Raw genomic sequence first — 19,024 nt, 5'->3', positions numbered from 1 at the left:
GGTTCCGCGGCTGGGTCGTGGCATTTGAAGTCTCGGAACCGATCCGCTCCGTGACAGCCTGAGAACAGGGTCGCGAGCACGGTCACTTAATGAAGCGGGATGCTCCGCACACGGGTTTCTCACCCCGTGCGGACCGGCCGTTCGCCTTGTCCGGAAGCGTGCGTGATGCCCCGGGTCAGGCTGCCCCGTCCGAGCCCGACGCAACGCCTCGCGCGCGAGCCCTTCACCGGACGGGCGAGGGAAGTATGCGGGCGGTTCGGAAGGCGGGGATAAGTTTTTTATGGGAGGCGCAGCGCCCCGCACGAGCTGACTGACCCACGCCCGAAGCTGACCCGATACCCGCCTTTCGATGGCTGGGAACATAACGGGAGCATTTTTAGGCGACAGGTTGCGGTGGGGCAGGGTCCGCCTTACATTTTTTGAATGAAGCCGAAGTAATCGGTTTATGGAACTCGCCATAGCGGCATTCCGAGCGCGTTTAATCAACAGCCAGCCAAGGAAAAAAGCCATGAACTATTATTCGGATTCTGGTCGCTTCTATTCTCCACGGCCCAATCGGACCGGGGCGATTTACGATGCGCTTGCCGTATCAGTCTTCATGTTTCTGCTGGTCTTCGGGATCGTCTCGACCTACGGCCTCGGCTAGCGCGCCGCGTGTAACCTCTTCCTTGAGGCTTAGACGGCGGAGCCCTCGGCGTTCAGCGGGACAACACCAGATGGGTTGCCAAACCCGTCGGGACCACCTCCGTTACGCGATACCCAAGGCTTGGCAGGTCGATGCCTGCAAACAGGTTTTCACCGCGGCCCAGGACGATGGGCGACTGCACAAGGTGTAACTCGTCGATCGCTCCTGCCATCAGGTATTGGCGAACTGTCGAAACCCCGCCGCCGATCTTCACATCAAGGTCACCGGCAGCGGCTTTGGCTTGAGCGAGAGCCGCCTCGATCCCATCGGTAACAAAATGGAACGTCGTCCCGCCGTCCATCACGATTGGGGCGCGCGCATGGTGGCTGAGGATGAACGTCGGAGCATGATACGGGGGATTGTCGCCCCACCATCCTTTCCAGTCGGGTCCTCCCCAATCGTCTCCGGCCGGGCCGAACATATTTCTTCCGAGGATGAAGGCGCCAAAGCCTGCCATTGCGGCGCTGGCGAACCGGTCTTCGGTGCCGCCATCCTTTCCTATCATCGACCGAAAAGCCCGCGTCGGATAGAACCACTGGTGCAAGTCCTTGCCACCCTTTCCCATCGGGTGTTCCAGGCTTTGTTCTGGGCCTGCGCCGAAGCCGTCGATCGATACCGCAAAGCCAGCTACGCGAACCCTGCCCATGAATTTCCCTTCCGATTGTGAAACTCGCCGTCTTGTTTGCTTTAAGGACGAACGACTAACCGCACGGCCGACATGCGGTTAGAAATTTATCCCTGCAAATCCCCGGCCTCGGCAACAGCAACCAGCAAACTAAACCATTAGTGGAGGGATGACGGTGCTCCTCAGCCGAGAACGCGAACTTGAGACGAGGCTTTCTGGCGCGCCAGCCGAGGCGTTCAGTAGCGCCACAACCACAGAAGGAGGGTTCCGACATAAGCCGTTGATAACCACGCAACGCAAACGGCGATCAGAGAGTTTCAGGTCCGGCAATTCGGAGCACACAATTGAACGCAGCATCATCGGAGGCTTCACCCCTCCGTCTCCCCACCATCATCCTCGTCGCAATCGAGACGCTGGTCGCGATCTTCTACATCGCGGTCTTTCATCAGGCGGGGCGGAGCAATGCCATCGCCAACATCGCCGTCGATAGCGTGACGACGATTGTCGTCGCGATTTGGGTCGTGTTCGTGCTGCCCGCAATCGTGCTCGTCGTTCGCGACACGAAACCGGGATTGGCGCTGGGCCTGTCGCTCGCGGCAGTCGTGGCCTTTGCTGCGAACCTCGTCATTTTCTGATGCTTCGTGGGCCGGACGTCGCTCGTCCCGTGAGAGAAGCGCAACCGGCAGCGCAGTCGCCCGATGCCAGCAAAGAAGAAACACCAAGCCCGCGCGTGCGGCCGGCTGCGCGCAGCGCAGTCGCACGCGCCGATAAAGAACGAGGCAGCACATCCGCGCCGAGCGGCCGGCTCGCGGAACGCGAGTCGCCCGGCGCAAATAAAAAAGGCGACCCAAGGGCCGCCTTTTTCATTGGTCTGGGGGAGAGGTTTGGGGAAACTTATGACTCGATCTGCCAGATGCCGGTCGGCAAACGGCAGGCGACGATTTCGGTCCGCTTCGTGGCATGCACGGCGGTCAGCATGACGACGGCATAGCGGCAGACGCTGCCGTGCGTGTCTTTGAATGAGGCGAGGGGCGCCACGAGCCCGGAGAGCTGACCGTGGCCGCGATGCCAGACATAGTTGGCGCCGTCGGCGACTTCGGTCAGTGCGAATTGCACGCTTTCGAGCGCCGCATATTCGTCGCTCTGATCGAGAACGGCTTTCGCGCTCTTGATATCGGGCAATTTCGGTTTGATATCGACGGCGCTAGGGTGCGCCTGCTTAGGCTCGCCGAAGCTCTGATCGGCGGCGAGCGTGTAGTTGTAGGGTACGAAAATGGCCGCAACCAGCGCGAATGCTGTTGCGCCGGCCGCGGCTAAGGGAAAAAAACACGGATTTGACGACATAACGCGACTGACCCTAACGCGACTGAAAAACTCGAACTCCGCCCAACAAGGCGGCTACTGGGATACAGTCTGCGCCGGTATGGTTAATACGGACTAAAGAGCGAGCCTTGAACGTCCTCAAACGGCGCAGGGCAGATAAGTGAAATCGAGCGTTGAGCACGCAACATGAGCAACACTGACGATACCCCGGCCGCGACGCCGGAAACGGCGCTGGACTTCTCAGGCGCAACCGATCCGTTTCAGCTCTTCGACGCGTGGATGGCGGAAGCCGGCCGCACTGAGCCGAACGATCCCAACGCCATGTCGCTCGCGACCGTCGATGCCGGCGGCATGCCGAACGTGCGCATCGTGCTGCTGAAGGGCGTCGATGCGCCGGGCAATGCCGACCGCGGTTTCGTTTTCTATACGAACTTCGAAAGTGCGAAGGGCCGCGAGCTGCTTGCCAACCCCAAGGCAGCATTGCTCTTTCACTGGAAAACGCTGGAACGCCAGGTGCGTATTCGCGGCCCCGTCTCGCTGGCCTCGCACGGTGAGGCGGATGCCTATTTCGCGTCGCGTCCGCGGCTCAGCCGCATCGGCGCCTGGGCCTCGCATCAGTCGCGGCCGCTTTCCACGCGTGACGTGCTCGAAGCCAAGGTCCAGCATTTTGAGGCGAAATTCCCCGATGAGGGCATCCCGCGCCCGGCGTATTGGTCGGGCTTCCGCGTCCTGCCCGTCGAAATCGAATTCTGGATGAGCCGCCCATATCGCCTGCACGACCGCATCGTTTTCCGCCGCGACGCGCCGCGCGACTCCTGGCACAAAACCCGCCTCTATCCTTAACGAATCACAAAAACGAACGAGTTAGGGTAGAGAAGGCGGGACGTATCAGAGTTCGGGGACGGGAGCGTTTGGGTCGCGAATGGTGACGGATCGTATCGACGAACGCCGCACGCAAAGGCGGCCGCGCGATCGTTATCGTTCGTCGCGCATTTATTATGCTGTCGGCGAGCCTCCCTCGTTCCTGGCGATGTGGACGAGCCGCATTGCGATTTTTTGCGCTGCGGCAGCGGTCGTGACGGCGGCGCTACATCGTGTGTCGCTGTTGCAGACGCCTGTCGCGCTCACGATTGCATATCTGCTGGTCGCGGGCGCGGCGCTGGCGCTGCTGATGGCCCTCGTCGCCGGGCTCGATATCTGGGTGACGGGCAGGCCTGGGTCCGCGCGTGTCTTCGTCGGCGCCATCGTGGGCCTCGGCATTCTTGCCGTGCCGGTCGCGGTCTGGGCCATGAGCCTGCATTATCCCGCACTCTACGACGTGACGACCGACCTCGCCGAGCCGCCCGAGTTCACGATGGCGAAAGAGGAACGGGGAGCCGAGACCAATCCGATCAGCTATGACGGTGAGCGGTTCGCCGCGCTCCAGCGCCAGGACTACCCCGATCTCAAAAGCCTGACCATTCCGCGCGCCACGGATGAGACTTACGAACTCGTTCTGCAGGCGCTTCATAAATTAAAATTTAAGCCGACGCTTGAAGTCCCGCCCGACGATGAGGACGACTCTCCCGGCTTCATCGAGCTCTCCGAGCACACGCAAGTCCTGGGCCTGATCGATGATATCGTTATTCGCGTGCTCGGCAGCGACGACGACAGAAGCGCGCGCGTCGACGTCAGGTCCGCGTCGCGCTACGGCCCGACCGACTTCGGCCGCAACGCCGACCATGTCCGCACGATTTTGAAGGAAGTCGCGGCGCGCTTCGAAGCCTCCGTCCCCGATCCTGACAAGGAAGCTATGGCGGCGCGAAAGGCCAAGCTTAAAGCCGAGAAAGGTCGCGGTCGGGCGTCAAAGGCAGATCGGAAGCGACCAAACCTTTCTCGATCAAATATTCGACGTGCGCCTGAACGGAAAGCGTCGCGGCCGGGATCAGCTGGGGCGCGAGGTCGCGATAGACCTGGGGCACAATTCGACGAATAGTCGTAGCACCGCCCGTCAATGCATCGAGAACAGATTTCTCGCGCCAGTTCCGGTGCAGCAGATACGCTCTGACGGTTCGCTGCGGCTCGCTCAAGCGATCGCCATGACCCGGCAGGAAAACGTCGTCGTTGCGATCGAGCAGAATTTCGAGCGACGCTTCGTAGTCGGCCATGCGCCCCTCGGGCGGTGCGATGACGGTCGTGTTCCACGCCATCACGTGATCGCCCGAGAAGACGACCCGGCGGCCATCGACGGCAAAGCAAAGATGATCCGGCGCGTGTCCCGGCGTATGGATCGCCGTGAGACCCCAGTCGGCGCCTTCGATCCTGTCGCCACCCGCGAGCGGAATGTCCGGTTCGAAATCGTAATCGACGAAGTAGCGCCCCGAGGGTGAATTTTCGAGCGCAACGCGTCCGGCTTCCGGATCGCGCGCATAGGCAGCGACCAGCGCGCTAGTCTCGGCCTTGAGCTTCGCAACGCCGTCGACGTGATCGCGATGTGCGTGCGTCGACAGGATATGCGTGATCGGTCGCCCGGCCGCGGCTTTCAGAATGGCCGCGCGATGCTCATCGCTATCGGGACCCGCGTCGATCACCGCAAGCGACGTCGAACCGATGAGATAGGTATTCGTGCCCTTGTGCGTCAGCGGGCTCGGGTTGGGCGCGACGAGGCGAACGATCCCCGGCCCCATCGGCGACGGTTCGCCATAGGTGAATACCATTTCCGTTTTGAATTTGAGAGAGTCCAAGCCCCCAAAACCTCTCGCGTAAGCCCTCAGTATTGCGCCGGGTTATAGAAAACTCGGGCGAACGACGAATACCCCGAAATTCGCCGCAGGTTAACGCTGCGCTTTCAGCCGCACATGCTCGGGCCGAAAACCGAGCCCGATCAACCGTCCCGAAAGGTGCGCGAGGATCGGCCAACGGGCGATGCCCTTGATGAAACCGGGCGGACCCGAGCGCGTCGCCGCATCGGCTTCGCGCTTGCGCTTGTCGCTACGCATCATGAGCTGAATTTTTTGCGTCGCTTTCGTCGGAAACGTGCGCCGCTTCTCCACTGCCGCCAGATGCCGGTCCGACAAGCGTCTGTCTTTCAATGGACCTGCAAGGATGTTCGCCGCAGCGACCGCATCCTGAATCGCAAGGTTCACGCCGACACCGCCGATCGGTGACATCGCGTGCGCCGCATCGCCGATGCACAGAAGCCCCGGCCGCCACCACTGCTTCAGCCGGTCGATGCGGATGCTTAAGAGGTGCACGTCGTCGAAGGAGGCAAGCTCTTGCACGCGATCCTCCGGCAGCGGCGACACCGCTGCGACCATGGCGCGGAAAGCCTCGATACCGCCCGCCTTAATATCGGCATACGTGCCGCGCCGCACGATATAACCGCATTGCCAGTAAGTGCCGCGGTCGATCATCACGAAGCCTTGGCGCGGCCCGGCGTGGCCCATCGTGTAATGCGGATCGGTCGCCAGATGCGAGAACTTCATCCACAGCACTTCGCTCGGGATGCCGAAGCTTTCGATCTCCAGGCCCGCGAGCGTTCGCGCGATCGAGTTGCGCCCGTCCGCGCCGACGACGAGAGACGAGCGGATCGTCAGTGCGCCATCCGGAGACGTCGCGCGAACGCCCGCAACATTGCTGTTCGCGATGATGAGATCTGTCACTTCCGTTTGCATCAGCAGCCGGAAGTTCGGATGCCGGTGCGCCTCGCGCGCGAGAAAATCGAGAAAGTCCCATTGCGGCATGAAGGCGATGAAACGGTTCTTCGTCGGCAGCCATGAAAAGTCGGCGATAGTGATGTCCTTGCCGCCGATCTCGGCATGCAGCGAGCGCGCTTCCGTGTGCGGTAGTTTCAGAAGCTCGTCGGCGAGGCCGAGTTCGTGCATGACTTGCAGCGTCGAAGGGTGAATGGTGTCGCCGCGAAAATCGCGCAGAAAATCGCCGTGCTTTTCGATCACCGTCACATCGACGCCCGCACGCGCCAGCATCAGGCCGAGCATCATCCCCGCCGGTCCGCCGCCGACGATGGCGCAGGCGGTGGTGATGTTTTGATCTGCCGCAGAACGAGATTCCGCATTCGCAAGTCCGGCGGATTTTGTACCCTCAGTCATGTCGTAGCCGACGTCTTGGGCCATGGGCCTCATCCCGAAAAGCTGCCGTTGTTCGCAATATAGATAGGCGCTCGGAAGCAGGTAGCCAAATTTGTATATTTTCGAAGGGATTCGCTTGTTCTCAGGTGGCCGTGATTTTTTCCCTCATGTCATCCCGGCTCAGGCCGGGATTCAGTCAAGCGGCACCATCGAGCTTGCTGCTTGTTGTCTAATGGCCGCCTTCGCGTCTAAAAATCAAACGCCGTAATACGACCGGTACCACGCAACGAACCGTGCGATGCCGTCGTCGAGCGATGTCGAAGGCCGGAAGCCGACGTCGCGCACCAGATCGTCGATATCTGCAAATGTCTTCGCAACGTCGCCGGGCTGCATTGGAAGAAATGTCTTCTTCGCCTCGCGCCCTGTCGCCTTTTCTATCGCTGCCACGAAATCCATCAGCGCCACCGGTTTGTTGTTGCCGATGTTGTAAACGCGGTAGGGCGCATCGGATGTCGCGGGATCGGGCGCATTGCTGTCCCAGTTAGGATCGGGCGCGGCGATCTTATCAGCCGTTCGCAAGACGCCCTCGACGATATCGTCGATATAGGTGAAGTCGCGCGCATGATCGCCGCCGTTGAAAATCTCGATCGGCTCACCTGCCAGGATCTTTTTCGTAAAGCTGAAGTAGGCCATGTCCGGCCGTCCCCATGGACCGTAAACGGTGAAGAAGCGCAGCGCCGTGATAGGAAGCCGATAGAGATGCGCGTAGGAATGCGCCGCAAGCTCGTTGGCCTTCTTCGTCGCGGCGTAGAGGCTGACGGGATGATCGACGTTGTCGTGCTCGCTGAACGGCATCTTCGTATTGGCGCCGTAGACCGAACTCGACGACGCCATCACGAGATGCTTCACGTCATTGTGGCGGCAGCCTTCGAGAACGTTCTGCGTCCCGACGATGTTGGAGTCGATATACGCGTGCGGATTGTGCATGGCGTAACGCACGCCGGCTTGCGCCGCGAGGTGAATGACCTTGTCGAAGCGCTGCACGCGAAAAACCTCCGCCATAGCGCTCCGCTCCGCGATGTCGAGATGCAGGAATGAAAAACCCGGCCTGCCGCCGAGATTGACGAGGCGCGCTTTCTTCAGCGCCGGATCGTAGTAGCCGTTGAGGTTATCGATGCCGACCACTTCGTCGCCGCGTTCGAGCAGGCGCAGACACGTGCAAAAGCCGATGAAGCCAGCGGCGCCGGTCACCAGAAATTTCATTGCGGCAGCCCTCGTTGCGAATTTCTCGCCAAGCCTGAAACGACGCCCGGTTTAGAGAGTCCGGTGTCGCTGTCAATCGCACTGGCGGCAAGCAGTAAATGAAAGCAATCAGATGTCATCCTCTGGCATCTCACCAAGGCCGCGCCAGCGGCCGGCTAGCTTTTTATCGGTGCTGGCGACTCCCGTCCCGGGAGCCGGCCGCTAGCACAAAATAAAAAACAAAAAACTTATCCCCGCCCTTTCGCCCGCCCGTATCTTCATGCTGGGAGCATGACAACGGACGAACGCGCGACGATGACCGATACGCCGAACCTCGCATTGCCTTACATTTTGCCGTCCCAAGCGCAGAAGCACGTCACGCACAACGAAGCGATCCGCGCTCTCGATTGTCTTGTGCAACTCGCGGTCGAAAGCCGTTCGCTGGCCGCGCCGCCCGCAAGTCCCGGCGAAGGCAGCCGCTATCTCGTCGCCGCGGCGGCGACGGGCGACTGGAGCGGCCAGAGCGAGAAGATCGCAGCCTTCCAAGATGGCGCCTGGATGTTTTACGAGCCGCGGGAAGGGTGGCTCGCATGGGTTACTGACGACCATGAACTCGCGATCTATTCGGCCGGAGCCTGGGCGGCGTTCACGTCCGGCGGAGACGGCGGCAGCGATCCGGGCGACATCACAGAACTCGATGATCTCGCCCACGTCGGCATCAACGCGACCGCGGACACCACCAACCGTCTCACGCTGAAAAGCCCGGCCAGCCTCTTCGATAATGCGGGCAACGGCCACCAGCAGAAGATCAACAAGCACGCAGCGGGCGACACTGCATCCGTGCTTTACCAGACGAACTATTCCGGCCGCGCCGAAATGGGGCTCGCCGGCGATGATGATTTTCATTTCAAGGTGAGTCCTGACGGCGCAAGTTGGTACGAAGCGCTCAAGATCGACCGTAACACCGGCAGGCTCACTTTCCCGGTGACTGGCGGTCCGCGCGAAGTCTTGACCGCCAATCGCACCTACTACGTCCGCTCGGACGGTTCCGACAGCAACAACGGTCTTGCGAACACATCGGGCGGTGCATTTCTGACGATCCAGAAGGCACTCGACGTCGTCTACGGCACGCTCGATCTCTTCGGTTTCAACGTCACCATTCAGGTGCAAGCCGGAACGTGGACGCAGAGCCTAAGCGTATCGTCGCCGCAAGTTGGCGCAGGCGCCGTTACGCTTCTCGGTGACGCAACAACGCCGTCCAATGTCGTCATATCGACCACGAGCGCATGCATCACCGTGGCAGGCTCGGGCACCTCTCTCACCGTGCGCGGATTCAAGCTGACGTCATCGGGCAACAACTGCCTTCAGGCGACGCAAGGCGGCCGCATCAGCTATGGAAAGATCGAGTTCGGCGCGGCGAGCGCCTTCCACTTGCGTGCCGATAATGCGGGCGCAATCAGCTGCCCCTCAGGAGAAGCGTTTACGCTCTCGGGCTCTGCGCAGGGCCATCTCCTCACACTGTCCTACGGCCTGATCTCGATCCCAACGAGTGTGCTCACAATCACGGGCACGCCCGCTTGGGGCACCTCGTTTGTCAGCAACCAAGGCGGGCAGGTGTCCTTGTACGGCGTGACCTTCAGCGGATCGTCCACGGGCCGCCGCTATGACGTGTCGGTCAACGGCGTGATCAATACATTCGGCGCCGGTTCGGCCTCGACCTACTTCCCCGGCAACGTCAATGGCGTGTCTTCCACCGGAGGCCAGCAGGTATGATGACTGATTTCGATATGCCAGTCTTCGTGATCCGGGATTGGTTCTGGCAGATCGGCGCGGATCAGAGCCGCTACTGGTCGAGCGCGGCCGGCGCGTATGTCGCCGAGGCGCAAGAGGGCCGGATTACCGTGGTGCCCTCGCTCGAAGACTTGCAGGCGGCCTTGGCGCAGCTCGGACTATCCGCGCCGAGCGAATAAGTCAGTGAGCCGTGCGCGCCCTGTTGGATTGTTCGCGCCGCCCCCGCATAGCGGGACGCAGCGTATCGCCAGCGCGAACGTCTCACGCAGCGTCGCCGAAAACAGGATTTCTTGCGACAATTTCCGGGGCACGGCTAGCGGATTAACTCGCTAACCCATTGAAAAGACTGGTCGGAGCGAGAGGATTCGAACCTCCGACCCCTTGCTCCCGAAGCAAGTGCGCTACCAGGCTGCGCTACGCTCCGCCCGACCGTCTATGCCTGCATTTAGGCTTTCCTGGGCGCCGTGTCGAGCGCCTAGGAGACGCGCTTATAGCGGCCTCGATCCCGTACCGCAAGCGTCTCAAAACACCGAATTTTTGAGATGCCTCATGCAACTTCCTGATGGAAGCCCGCCGAAGCTTGCCCGCTGCGGCGCGCCATCGCATCGAGTCTGTGAATCCGATGGTGCGCTTTGCCGCGCGCCATTGCCCAGTCGCAAACGACTGACTATGGTGCGCTCCGCCGACGCTTCGGACGTCGGTTCTCCTGACGCGCTGGTGGGATGTAGCCAAGTGGTAAGGCAGCGGATTTTGATTCCGCCATTCGGAGGTTCGAACCCTCCCATCCCAGCCAACTGTTTGCAGCGGCGATAATCGCTATTTCTGCGCCGCATCGCCTGTCGGCACACGAAATGCCGAAGCATGGCCGCTGTCGCCGAAATCGCTTTGCCGGCATTTGCCGTCGAGATTGCGAAATTCGTTGCTCCGCAGACCCGCATCGACAAACGCAACCCCGCGCGCGGAAGGCTCTAAAGCAAAAAGCACGATGCGGATGGCGCCGTCTGGCGAGGTGACCGTCGGCGCTCCGTCGTCGTCGAACGCATAGGTCCAGACAGGGCGCTCACCGGCATTGAAGATTTGGTTGCCGTCGCGCGTCGCTTGACTGCGCAGATCGAAACGGGGCGGCGCACCATCCGGAAAGGCGACGGCAAAATCGAAGCTGACGACGATGTTCGCGTGCGTCAAATCGTAGAATACGCAATTGAGCGTGGGGGCCGGGCTTTGCGCCGCGATCTTTTGCGGCGGCGCGGTGGGTTCGTGGACGAAGCGCGCGATCGCGATACCGGCCAGGAGAACCGCCGCGGCACCAGCCGAGAGCAGGAGCACGGACCGTCGGGTGTGAATGACTGGCATGGCAGGCCGCTAAGCTCGTTTGAGGCTCCGGAGACGCCGGATGGAGATGCCCCGATCGATGTTGCCAATCAACCCTTGATGAAGGGTGCATCCATCACAGTTGCGCGTAAAGCCGCGATCCCATACCACGCATCCAGCATTCGCGGGGCAGCGAGAGACGTTTCGGACATGGCGGCATCAGAGGCGGCAAGCGATTTCGAGACGGTTGTCATCGGCGCCGGTGTCGTCGGATTGGCCGTCGCAGCCGAGCTTGCCGAAGCAGGGCAGAATGTGCTCGTCGTCGAGCGTCACGGCACGTTCGGTACTGAAACGTCGTCGCGCAATTCCGAGGTCATTCACGCCGGAATTTACTATCCGCCGGGCTCGTTGCGCGCCAAGCTGTGTGTCGAGGGCCGCGAACGCCTCTACGCGTTTGCTGCGAGATACAATGTGCCGGTCCATCGTTGCGGCAAGCTATTGGTCGCGACGGTCGAAAGCGAAATCGCGCAGCTCGAAGCCATCGAAGCGAAAGCTGCGGCGAACGGCGTACCCGATCTAAAACGGCTGACTCTGGACGAAGTCCACCGCCTCGAACCCGATGTGCGCTGCGTCGCTGCAACTCTGTCGCCGTCCACCGGCATCATCGACGGTCACGCCTTCATGGCTGCGCTCGAAGCGCGATTGCTCAACGCCGGAGGCGAGATCGCGTATCATTCCGAAGTCGTCGGCATATCCGCCGGATCGGGCGATGGCTTTCGCCTCTCGATATCCTCCGCAGGCGATGTCTCTGAGCTTTCATGCATGCGCCTCGTCAACGCCGCAGGTCTTGGCGCCTCGCGCATCGGCCGCATGATCGAATATCGCAACGCCGGTTACGCCGTGCCCGGCCTTTTTCCCGCCAAGGGCCATTACTTCTCGCTAGCTGCAAAAGCGCCGTTCAAGCATCTGATCTATCCGATGCCGTCGCCCGACGCGCTGGGCGTGCACGTCACGCTCGATATGTCAGGCTCGGCGCGCTTCGGCCCGGACGTCTATTGGCAGAACGATCTCGACTATGCGTTCGTCTCAGCCGATGCGCGCCGCGAGACGTTCGCAAAAGAGATCAAGCGCTATTGGCCGTCGCTGCCTGAGGGCGCGTTGATGCCTGCCTATACCGGCATCCGCCCGAAGATGTACGCCGAAGGTTCGACCCCGGCCGACTTCGAGTTTCATGGCGTCGAGCGGCACGGTGTTCCGGGCTTCGTCGCGCTTTACGGTATTGAAAGCCCCGGCCTCACATCCGCGCTCGCGATCGCGACGCACGTCGCGCAATTGCTCGACGCGTGACGAAAAACGCGAGGCCCGCACACCCTGCTGCGAGCCTCGCGCCGCACGCGACTTAGTGGTTCGCGTCGTCCGCGTCCGCTGCCTGCTTCGGTTCCGGCGCATAGAGGCCAAGCGGGTTGCCGTCGGGATCTTCGATGATGGCGAGACGGCCGACATCGTCAACGTCGGAAGGTGCTTTCAATACGCGTCCGCCTTTTTTGATGGCTTCGGAAACAGCGGCATCGACATCGCCGACCTGAATGTACGTCACCCAGCCCGGACGCGGATCGTTCGGCTTGCCTTCATATTTCGTAAGACCGGCCTGCTCGGAGCCGTTGGCGTTGAAAAGCGTGTACTCGGACTCGCCCGGCGCAGGCGGCCGCGAGTTGTCGTCCGCCGAAACGATCTTCGGCGTCCAGCCGATGACGCTCGCATAGAAATCGCGGGCCTTGTCGGGATGTGCGCTGACGAGCTCGCTCCACCATACGCTGCCGTTATCGCTGCTCGATGCCGGTGCCGTCGGGCTCTCGGCGAAAGCCGGCATCGCAACGCACGCGGCGAGCGCCACAGAGAAGACCGCGGCGACGCCGTGGCTGGAACGCGAAAGAGTACGGGACATTGCTTCACTCCTGGATCGGATAAAATCTATCAGGCCCGAAGCAATTGAAGTGCCAAGTCGCGTAACCGTGCTATTTCGGGACGCACTGGAGAATATAGGTGAAGCCGCGAAAGCCTGCGTAATCTCTGCCTTTGACGAACGGCACGATCTTTACGTTGCCGTCTTTCGGCGGGTCGTTGAGACCCAACATGTAAAGCGGATCGATCAGCGCAGCGGTCCCGTTCCACCAGTCTTCGGCGCCGTAACGGTTGGGACGCCAGCTGATTTGATCGTCATCGACTTCCCAGACTTCCCAGTGGACTTCGGGCAGATAATTCGGGTTGCCGCCGGGCCGTGTCACGCGAGCCAGACGCTCGCCGCGTTCGACGCGCTGTCCCTCTTTGAGATGCTTGATTTCGTCGAAATCGAGATGATCAAACTCGGAATAGTAATATTTCGGGCCATCGGACAGGTTGACGTCGCGCCGGTCGTGCCGGATGAGCAGCGCGCCCTCGCGGCCCCATTTCCAGTCGGCCTTCCAGACAGCGCGCACCGTGCCGGACGCAGGCGCCACGATCCAGTCACCGAGCCGCCCGGCATCGATGCCGGTGTGGACTTCGTCGCGCCGCGTACCGTCGACGTCGATCCACGTCGCATAGGGTGACGTGATCGGCGAGCATTTGAAGTCGTCCGGATAGACCGGCTTCAACCCGGTCGGCTTGACGCCGTAGCCTTTTTTCATCGCCATTTGCGGATCGTCCTGCGGAGCGTTTGCCCTCGCGATTACGGCGAGCGCCAGGCACCCGAGCGCGAACGGCACAAATCGTCGTGTCAGTGAAAGCATGAGCTACATCGCGATCCGATGGCGGACGCGCAAGGCCCCGCAAGTCTCTTCGGTATCGGCCGCAACGAGCGGCATCGCGATGGCGTCAGGGCGGGCTGCCGCATTTACGTTAATATGAGCAATTTGATCGGTCATTCGTTATCGGTCCCTTAATGGGCTGGTCTTTGCAGAACACCGCACTGTGTTTGCGCCAGAAAGGCCGGCCCAGTGTTTGGTTTCGAATTCCTTGCAAGTGTTGCTCCAATTTTAGCTTACCGCGGTGAGGGCGGCCGGAGCGTTTCGGCACGCCGCGTTTCGGAATGCGCCAACCCTGTCTCGGGTCAGGAAATTTCGCCCGGTGTCCGGATCTGGTACGTGCCGCACCGCTCTGAGACGGGCGCGGGTCATTGTGCGACGACGACCGCTGACGATGCCGCCGAGTTTGCCGATATTCGTGACGCCGCCATGCGCCGCCGCTCGCTAACGACGCGGGCCGTGCTGCGCTCCGCGCTGAGCGAAATGGTTGGCGGCACGGTCGCTCCGCACGCCTGGCGCTTCGGTCGGACGGAGAACGGCAAGCCCGTCCTGACGAATGGCCCCGATACGCTGAACTTCAGCTGCTCACACACCGAGATAGCGTCAATAATCGTGGTTTCCGCGAGCAAAGAGGTCGGCATCGATATCGAAGCGGCCGCTATTCCCACGACTGAGCATTGGCTGGCCGATGTCTTCACCAAGACGGAACGCGCCGCCATTAATGCTTTACCGGCTCACGAGCGCGAACGGACCGTCGCCCGGCTTTGGACGCTGAAAGAGTCGTATTTGAAGATGCTTGGCACCGGAATTGCTGACCTGTTGGAAGTTGCGTTCGATCCCCGCAACGATTGCCTCTTGCCGGGACATATGTCCCGCCAGGCGGCGGCATCGTTTCAAACGTGGATCGTTAACTGCCAAGGGCAGCTTCTCTCCGTGGCCGTCGCCATCCGCGACCCCAAGAAGAAAGGCGCCTTTTGGCGTCAGTTGATTGGGGAATGCCGTGGCCGTTCACGAGCCAAATTTGTATCCGATGACAACCGCGCGCCCTCGGGAGCCGCGGCTGCTGCATCACTATTTCGAGGCGCAGGTTCGGCGGCGACCTGACCATCCGGCGGTTGAATTCGCGGGTGAGATGCTGACTTATGAAGAACTCGACCAGTCGGCCAATCGCATCGCCAACTATCTCATTGAAAAAGGCGTCGGGCCTGACGTTCTCGTCGGCATCTACCTGAAGAAGTCGCCGCGCCTTTACGCGACCATCCTCGGCATCCTGAAGGCGGGCGGCGGCTACGTGCCGATTGACCCGCGCGCGCCGCAGGAGCGCATCCAGGCCATCGCCGAAGACGGCAACCTGCATTCCATCGTCACGGAAGACGCGCTTGCCGATCAGATCGAAGGCAAGCTTGAAACGCCGTTGTTCCGTCTTGACAGCGAGCAGCGCGCACTCGCAGCGCAGCCGTCCGCACAGGTGCTGCGCGTCGACGCCGAGATCAGCAACAAGGCGCTGAGCTACGTCATCTTCACGTCGGGTTCGACGGGCCGTCCCAAGGGCGTCATGATCGAGCACCGCAACGTCGTCGCCTTCGTCAAATCGCTGCAGACCGTTTATCGTGTCACGGCGGATGATCGCGTCTATCAGGGCTTCTCGACGGCGTTCGATGCGTCCGTCGAAGAAATCTGGGCTGCGTTCTCTCGCGGGGGCACGCTGATCGTTCCGACCGAAGACGTCGAGCGCTCGCCTGTGGATGTTGCCCAGTTCATCGATGACATGGGCATCACCTATTATTCCACGGTGCCGACGATGCTGGCGATGATCGACCACGATCTTCCCACCGTCACGACGCTGATCCTCGGCGGCGAAGCCTGCTCGAACGAGCTCGTCGCGCGCTGGGCGAAGCCCGGCCGCCGTATGCTCAACACCTACGGCCCGACGGAAGCGACCGTCGTCGCGACGTGGCACGAGTGCGTCAGCGGTGAGCCCGTCGCCATCGGTAAGGCCATCCCGCAGTATTCGACATATGTTCTCGATGAAAACCTCAAGCCGGTGCATCCGGGCGAGAGCGGCGAACTGTTCATCGGCGGCGCCGGCGTCGGCCGCGGCTATATGAACCTCGAAGCCCTGACCGCGCAGCGCTTCATCGCCAACACCATCGAGCCGGAATGCAACGACCGCCTCTATCGCACCTACGACCACGTTCGGTTGGGGATGGACGGAGAATTGTTCTTTCTCGGACGCCTCGACGATCAGGTGAAAATCCGCGGCTTTCGCATCGAGTTGTCCGAGATCGAAGCGGTGCTGATGGAGCATCCGCAGATCAAGGCGGCGACCGTCGCCGTCATCGATCGCGGCGAAACGAAGGACCTCGCCGCTTACGTCGTCGCGAATTGCGCCGCCGACGATCTCGATCGCGCCGAGGTCGATCAGCTGCTTCGTCGCCGCATGCCCGCGTACATGGTGCCGCAGTATCTCGATGTCATCGACGAGATGCCGATGATGCCGAGCGGCAAGGCGGATCGCAAAAGCCTCCCCGCGCCGAAATCGCTGCTGAAAGGCCATAAGGACATCGTCGCGCCCGCGAACGATCTCGAACGTCAGGTAGAAGCCGCCTGGAGCGAAGCGTTCCGCTTGAGCAACGTCTCCGTAACCGATGACTTCTTCCTCGATCTCGGCGGCCATTCGCTGATGGCGTCGCGCTGCGCCAGCTTCCTGCGCGATAAGATCGATGGCGTGCAGCTTTCGGTCCGCGATTTCTACGAGCATCGCACGGTGCGTCGCTTGGCGGCCGTCCTCAAGGATCGCATCGACGCCAGAGGCCAGAACGCCGCCGGCAACGACAACGCCGGTACGGATGCCTTCAAGAGCGTCCACCCGCTGATGCGCTGGACGACGGTTGCGCTTCAGGCTGTCAGTATCTCGATCTATTACGCCATCCTCGTTGCGCCGATCGCCTACGCCATTCTGATGGTGACCGCCGTGATCGACGGCAAGGTCAACTGGGTCGATGCCGCGCAGATTTCGACCATTGTCGGCTTCGCGATCTGGCCGTGCATGCTGCTGGGCAGCATCGCGCTGAAATGGATCGTCATCGGCCGCTACAAGCCGGGCCGCTATCCGCTGTGGAGTTTCTATTATTTCCGCTGGTGGCTCGTCACGCGCTTCCAGGCGCTGAGCTGGGCCGAGATGTTCTCCGGCACGCCACTGATGAGCCTCTACTGGCGCGCCATGGGCGCCAAGATCGGCCGCGACGTGACGATCTGCACACCGCTCTGCGGTGCCTTCGATATGGTGTCGATCGGCAGCGGTACGAGCGTCGGCGTCGAGAGCCAAATCCTCGGCTATCGCGTCGAAGACGGCTATCTCATCATCGCGCCCGTTTCGATCGGCAATGATTGCTTCGTCGGCATGCACTGCGCGCTTGGGCTGAACACCAGAATGGGCGACGGCGCTCGTCTTGATGACATGTCGTTGCTGCCAGACGGCACCGAGATGGCAAGCTACGAATGCCGCCGCGGCTCGCCTGCGAAGCTATCGGCCGTCGTCGTGCCGGAAGCGAAGCGCGTGCGCGCTCCGCGGCTGAAGCGCATTGCCTTCGGCCTGATGCACCTCGCGCTGATCTATGCGATGGGCTATTTTCTTCTTGCGACGATGGTCCCCTCGATCGTGCTGATCGCGGCCGGTCTTTGGTATGCAGGTCCGGTCGGCGGCATCGTCGCGGCATTCGTTGCCGTGCCTGTCGGCATCCTGAGCTACGCGTTCGGCGCAATCGACATGGTTCGCATTATCCGTCCCGTCGCGGCCGGCACCATGTCGCTCTATAGCGTCAAGTATCTGCGCCACTGGTTCGAGGGTTATCTGCTCGAAAACACCAAGACGATCCTGTCGCCGCTCTATGCGACGATCTACTGCCCGTCGTTCCTGCGCGCCCTCGGTGCTAAGATCGGCGCCGGATCGGAAGTCTCGACCGTTGCGCACATCACGCCGCATCATCTCGAAGTAGGCGAGGGCAGCTTCCTCGCCGATGCTTGCCTCGTCGGCGGCCAGCGCGTCTTTGGCGACGTGGTCGAGATCGGCGCTGTCCGCATTGGCGCCAAGAGCTTCATCGGCAACAGCGCGCTCGTGCCGGGCGGCACCACCATCGGCAACAACACGCTGATCGGCGTCGCTTCGACGCCGCCGTCGGATACGAACGTTGTCCCCGACGACACGCGTTGGCTGGGCTCGCCCGGTTTCGAACTGCCGCATACGCAACGCAACGTCTGCTTCAACAACGCCGAGATCTTTGCGCCGACGCGAAAGATGATCGTGGCGCGGGCGCTGACCGACGCAATGCGTATCCTGTTGCCCAGCTTCATCATGATGGCCGAGGGCGTCGGGCTTGCGGCCTATCTCGTCGCTGGGTTCCGCTCCCTGCCGCTGTGGATGGTGATCGCCGGCATTCCGCTTGTCGCGACGGCTCTTGCCGCCGGTTCGGTGCTGATGACGGCGCTGGTCAAGTGGCTGGTCGTCGGTCGCATCCGCCCGACCGTCAAGCCGCTGTGGTCCCGGTTCATCTGGAACAACGAACTCGTCAACGGCGTGTTCGAGATGAACGCCGCAGCCGCCATGACACCGCTGCTCGGCACGCCGTTCGTCGCCACCTGTCTGCGGCTCATGGGCGCCAAGGTTGGCAAGTGGTGCTATCTCGAAACGACGCTCTTCTCCGAGTTCGACCTGGTCGAAATCGGCGATCGGGCCTGCTTGAACCTCGGCGCAACCGTTCAGAACCACCTGTTCGAGGATCGCGTTTTCAAGGCTGAGCGCATCAAGATCGGCAACGGCTGCAGCGTCGGCAACATGGGCGTCGTTCTCTACGGAACCCAGATGCACGACGGTTCGAGCCTCGGCGCTCTATCGGTGCTGATGAAAGGCGAGGTGCTGCCTGCAGCGACCCGCTGGCATGGCACCCCATGTGAACCGCTGGTCTCGCAACCCGCCGACATCGATGCGGCCATCATTAAGTTGTCCACAGCCGCAGGTTTCCGTGCACAAGAGTCTCGTTCGCGGCGACAGGCCAAGCAACACATCGAGTTACTGCCGCTCTCTGCATAGCGGCAGCCTCTCTCTGTGGCTTGGCGGTCATCCGAGCCACAGATTGACGCTTGACTATTGACACCATCCTCGACGGGCCGTCGCGAATCACGTTCCCTCATCCCAAAT

At 61.5% G+C, this 19,024-nt stretch carries 17 protein-coding genes, 2 tRNA genes and 1 pseudogene; 10 read left to right on the top strand and 10 right to left on the bottom strand.

Annotated features, from left to right (window positions below; genetic code table 11):
- The first annotated feature begins 508 nt into the window (after positions 1–508).
- Positions 509–646: a hypothetical protein gene (locus ACLB1Z_RS15050; protein ID WP_409560568.1), complete on the top strand. Its 138-nt coding sequence runs from the start codon at positions 509–511 to the stop codon at positions 644–646.
- Positions 647–698: 52 nt separating this feature from the next.
- Here the strand turns inward: ACLB1Z_RS15050 and ACLB1Z_RS15045 are convergent, their stop codons facing one another.
- Positions 699–1,331, bottom strand: a complete 633-nt coding sequence (locus ACLB1Z_RS15045) for a dihydrofolate reductase family protein (protein WP_409560567.1) — start codon at positions 1,329–1,331, stop codon at positions 699–701.
- A 323-nt stretch (positions 1,332–1,654) separates the two neighbouring features.
- On the opposite strand from ACLB1Z_RS15045, the gene ACLB1Z_RS15040 reads away from it, so the two are divergent.
- Positions 1,655–1,945, top strand: a complete 291-nt coding sequence (locus ACLB1Z_RS15040; protein ID WP_409560566.1) for a hypothetical protein — start codon at positions 1,655–1,657, stop codon at positions 1,943–1,945.
- A gap of 259 nt (positions 1,946–2,204) precedes the next feature.
- Here ACLB1Z_RS15040 and ACLB1Z_RS15035 read toward each other — a convergent pair whose 3' ends face one another.
- Entirely contained in the window at positions 2,205–2,654 is a 450-nt protein-coding gene (locus ACLB1Z_RS15035) for a hypothetical protein (protein ID WP_409560565.1), read from the bottom strand.
- Positions 2,655–2,819: 165 nt separating this feature from the next.
- Between ACLB1Z_RS15035 and pdxH the strand changes: the two genes are divergently transcribed.
- Together pdxH and ACLB1Z_RS15025 are read left to right on the top strand one after the other, a co-directional pair.
- Positions 2,820–3,476, top strand: a complete 657-nt coding sequence (gene pdxH, locus ACLB1Z_RS15030; RefSeq protein WP_409560564.1) for a pyridoxamine 5'-phosphate oxidase — start codon at positions 2,820–2,822, stop codon at positions 3,474–3,476.
- A gap of 79 nt (positions 3,477–3,555) precedes the next feature.
- Positions 3,556–4,317, top strand: a pseudogene (locus ACLB1Z_RS15025) (DUF1499 domain-containing protein); the annotation flags it as partial.
- A gap of 130 nt (positions 4,318–4,447) precedes the next feature.
- Here the strand turns inward: ACLB1Z_RS15025 and ACLB1Z_RS15020 are convergent.
- The 3 genes from ACLB1Z_RS15020 to ACLB1Z_RS15010 form a co-directional block, all read right to left on the bottom strand.
- Positions 4,448–5,356 carry an MBL fold metallo-hydrolase gene (locus ACLB1Z_RS15020; protein ID WP_409560563.1) on the bottom strand — a complete coding sequence of 303 codons (909 nt, stop codon included), beginning with the start codon at positions 5,354–5,356 and terminating at the stop codon, positions 4,448–4,450.
- A 90-nt stretch (positions 5,357–5,446) separates the two neighbouring features.
- A complete protein-coding gene (locus tag ACLB1Z_RS15015; protein WP_409563282.1) occupies positions 5,447–6,721 on the bottom strand; it encodes an FAD-dependent oxidoreductase in 1,275 nt (424 codons plus the stop codon).
- 234 nt (positions 6,722–6,955) lie between these two features.
- Positions 6,956–7,963 carry an NAD-dependent epimerase gene (locus ACLB1Z_RS15010; protein ID WP_409560562.1) on the bottom strand — a complete coding sequence of 336 codons (1,008 nt, stop codon included), beginning with the start codon at positions 7,961–7,963 and terminating at the stop codon, positions 6,956–6,958.
- Between the two features lie 270 nt (positions 7,964–8,233).
- Here ACLB1Z_RS15010 and ACLB1Z_RS15005 point away from each other — a divergent pair, with 270 nt between their 5' ends.
- Both ACLB1Z_RS15005 and ACLB1Z_RS15000 read left to right on the top strand, forming a co-directional pair.
- On the top strand, positions 8,234–9,715 hold the full coding sequence (locus ACLB1Z_RS15005) for a DUF2793 domain-containing protein (RefSeq protein ID WP_409560561.1): 1,482 nt from the start codon (positions 8,234–8,236) through the stop codon (positions 9,713–9,715).
- A complete protein-coding gene (locus ACLB1Z_RS15000) occupies positions 9,712–9,912 on the top strand; it encodes a hypothetical protein (RefSeq protein WP_409560560.1) in 201 nt (66 codons plus the stop codon). The genes ACLB1Z_RS15005 and ACLB1Z_RS15000 overlap by 4 nt, the downstream gene beginning before the upstream one ends.
- 168 nt (positions 9,913–10,080) lie before the next feature.
- Here the strand turns inward: ACLB1Z_RS15000 and ACLB1Z_RS14995 are convergent.
- Positions 10,081–10,157 (bottom strand) — tRNA-Pro (locus tag ACLB1Z_RS14995).
- Between the two features lie 294 nt (positions 10,158–10,451).
- On the opposite strand from ACLB1Z_RS14995, the gene ACLB1Z_RS14990 reads away from it, so the two are divergent.
- Positions 10,452–10,526, top strand: a tRNA-Gln gene (locus tag ACLB1Z_RS14990).
- A 23-nt stretch (positions 10,527–10,549) separates the two neighbouring features.
- On the opposite strand, the gene ACLB1Z_RS14985 is transcribed toward ACLB1Z_RS14990, so the two are convergent.
- Positions 10,550–11,086, bottom strand: a complete 537-nt coding sequence (locus ACLB1Z_RS14985) for a hypothetical protein (RefSeq protein ID WP_409560559.1) — start codon at positions 11,084–11,086, stop codon at positions 10,550–10,552.
- Between the two features lie 168 nt (positions 11,087–11,254).
- On the opposite strand from ACLB1Z_RS14985, the gene ACLB1Z_RS14980 reads away from it, so the two are divergent.
- A complete protein-coding gene (locus ACLB1Z_RS14980; RefSeq protein ID WP_409560558.1) occupies positions 11,255–12,391 on the top strand; it encodes an NAD(P)/FAD-dependent oxidoreductase in 1,137 nt (378 codons plus the stop codon).
- A gap of 52 nt (positions 12,392–12,443) precedes the next feature.
- Here the strand turns inward: ACLB1Z_RS14980 and ACLB1Z_RS14975 are convergent, their stop codons facing one another.
- The 3 genes from ACLB1Z_RS14975 to ACLB1Z_RS14965 all read right to left on the bottom strand — a co-directional run bounded on the left by ACLB1Z_RS14975 (position 12,444) and on the right by ACLB1Z_RS14965 (position 13,947).
- On the bottom strand, positions 12,444–12,989 hold the full coding sequence (locus tag ACLB1Z_RS14975) for a VOC family protein (RefSeq protein WP_409560557.1): 546 nt from the start codon (positions 12,987–12,989) through the stop codon (positions 12,444–12,446).
- 70 nt (positions 12,990–13,059) lie between these two features.
- A complete protein-coding gene (locus tag ACLB1Z_RS14970) occupies positions 13,060–13,812 on the bottom strand; it encodes a M23 family metallopeptidase (RefSeq protein ID WP_409560556.1) in 753 nt (250 codons plus the stop codon).
- A 3-nt stretch (positions 13,813–13,815) separates the two neighbouring features.
- Positions 13,816–13,947, bottom strand: coding sequence for a hypothetical protein (locus ACLB1Z_RS14965; RefSeq protein ID WP_409560555.1), 132 nt, complete (start codon positions 13,945–13,947; stop codon positions 13,816–13,818).
- A gap of 72 nt (positions 13,948–14,019) precedes the next feature.
- Between ACLB1Z_RS14965 and ACLB1Z_RS14960 the strand changes: the two genes are divergently transcribed.
- Both ACLB1Z_RS14960 and ACLB1Z_RS14955 read left to right on the top strand, forming a co-directional pair.
- On the top strand, positions 14,020–14,931 hold the full coding sequence (locus ACLB1Z_RS14960; protein WP_409560554.1) for a 4'-phosphopantetheinyl transferase family protein: 912 nt from the start codon (positions 14,020–14,022) through the stop codon (positions 14,929–14,931).
- Positions 14,858–18,916: a Pls/PosA family non-ribosomal peptide synthetase gene (locus ACLB1Z_RS14955; RefSeq protein ID WP_409560553.1), complete on the top strand. Its 4,059-nt coding sequence runs from the start codon at positions 14,858–14,860 to the stop codon at positions 18,914–18,916. Before ACLB1Z_RS14960 ends, ACLB1Z_RS14955 begins: the two co-directional genes overlap by 74 nt.
- Positions 18,917–19,024 lie beyond the last annotated feature (108 nt).

The organism is Hyphomicrobium sp. MC8b (assembly GCF_905067615.1).
GTDB lineage: Bacteria > Pseudomonadota > Alphaproteobacteria > Rhizobiales > Hyphomicrobiaceae > Hyphomicrobium_B.
Note: the sequence above shows the minus strand (reverse complement) of the source record. Positions and strands in the feature narration are given on the sequence as shown.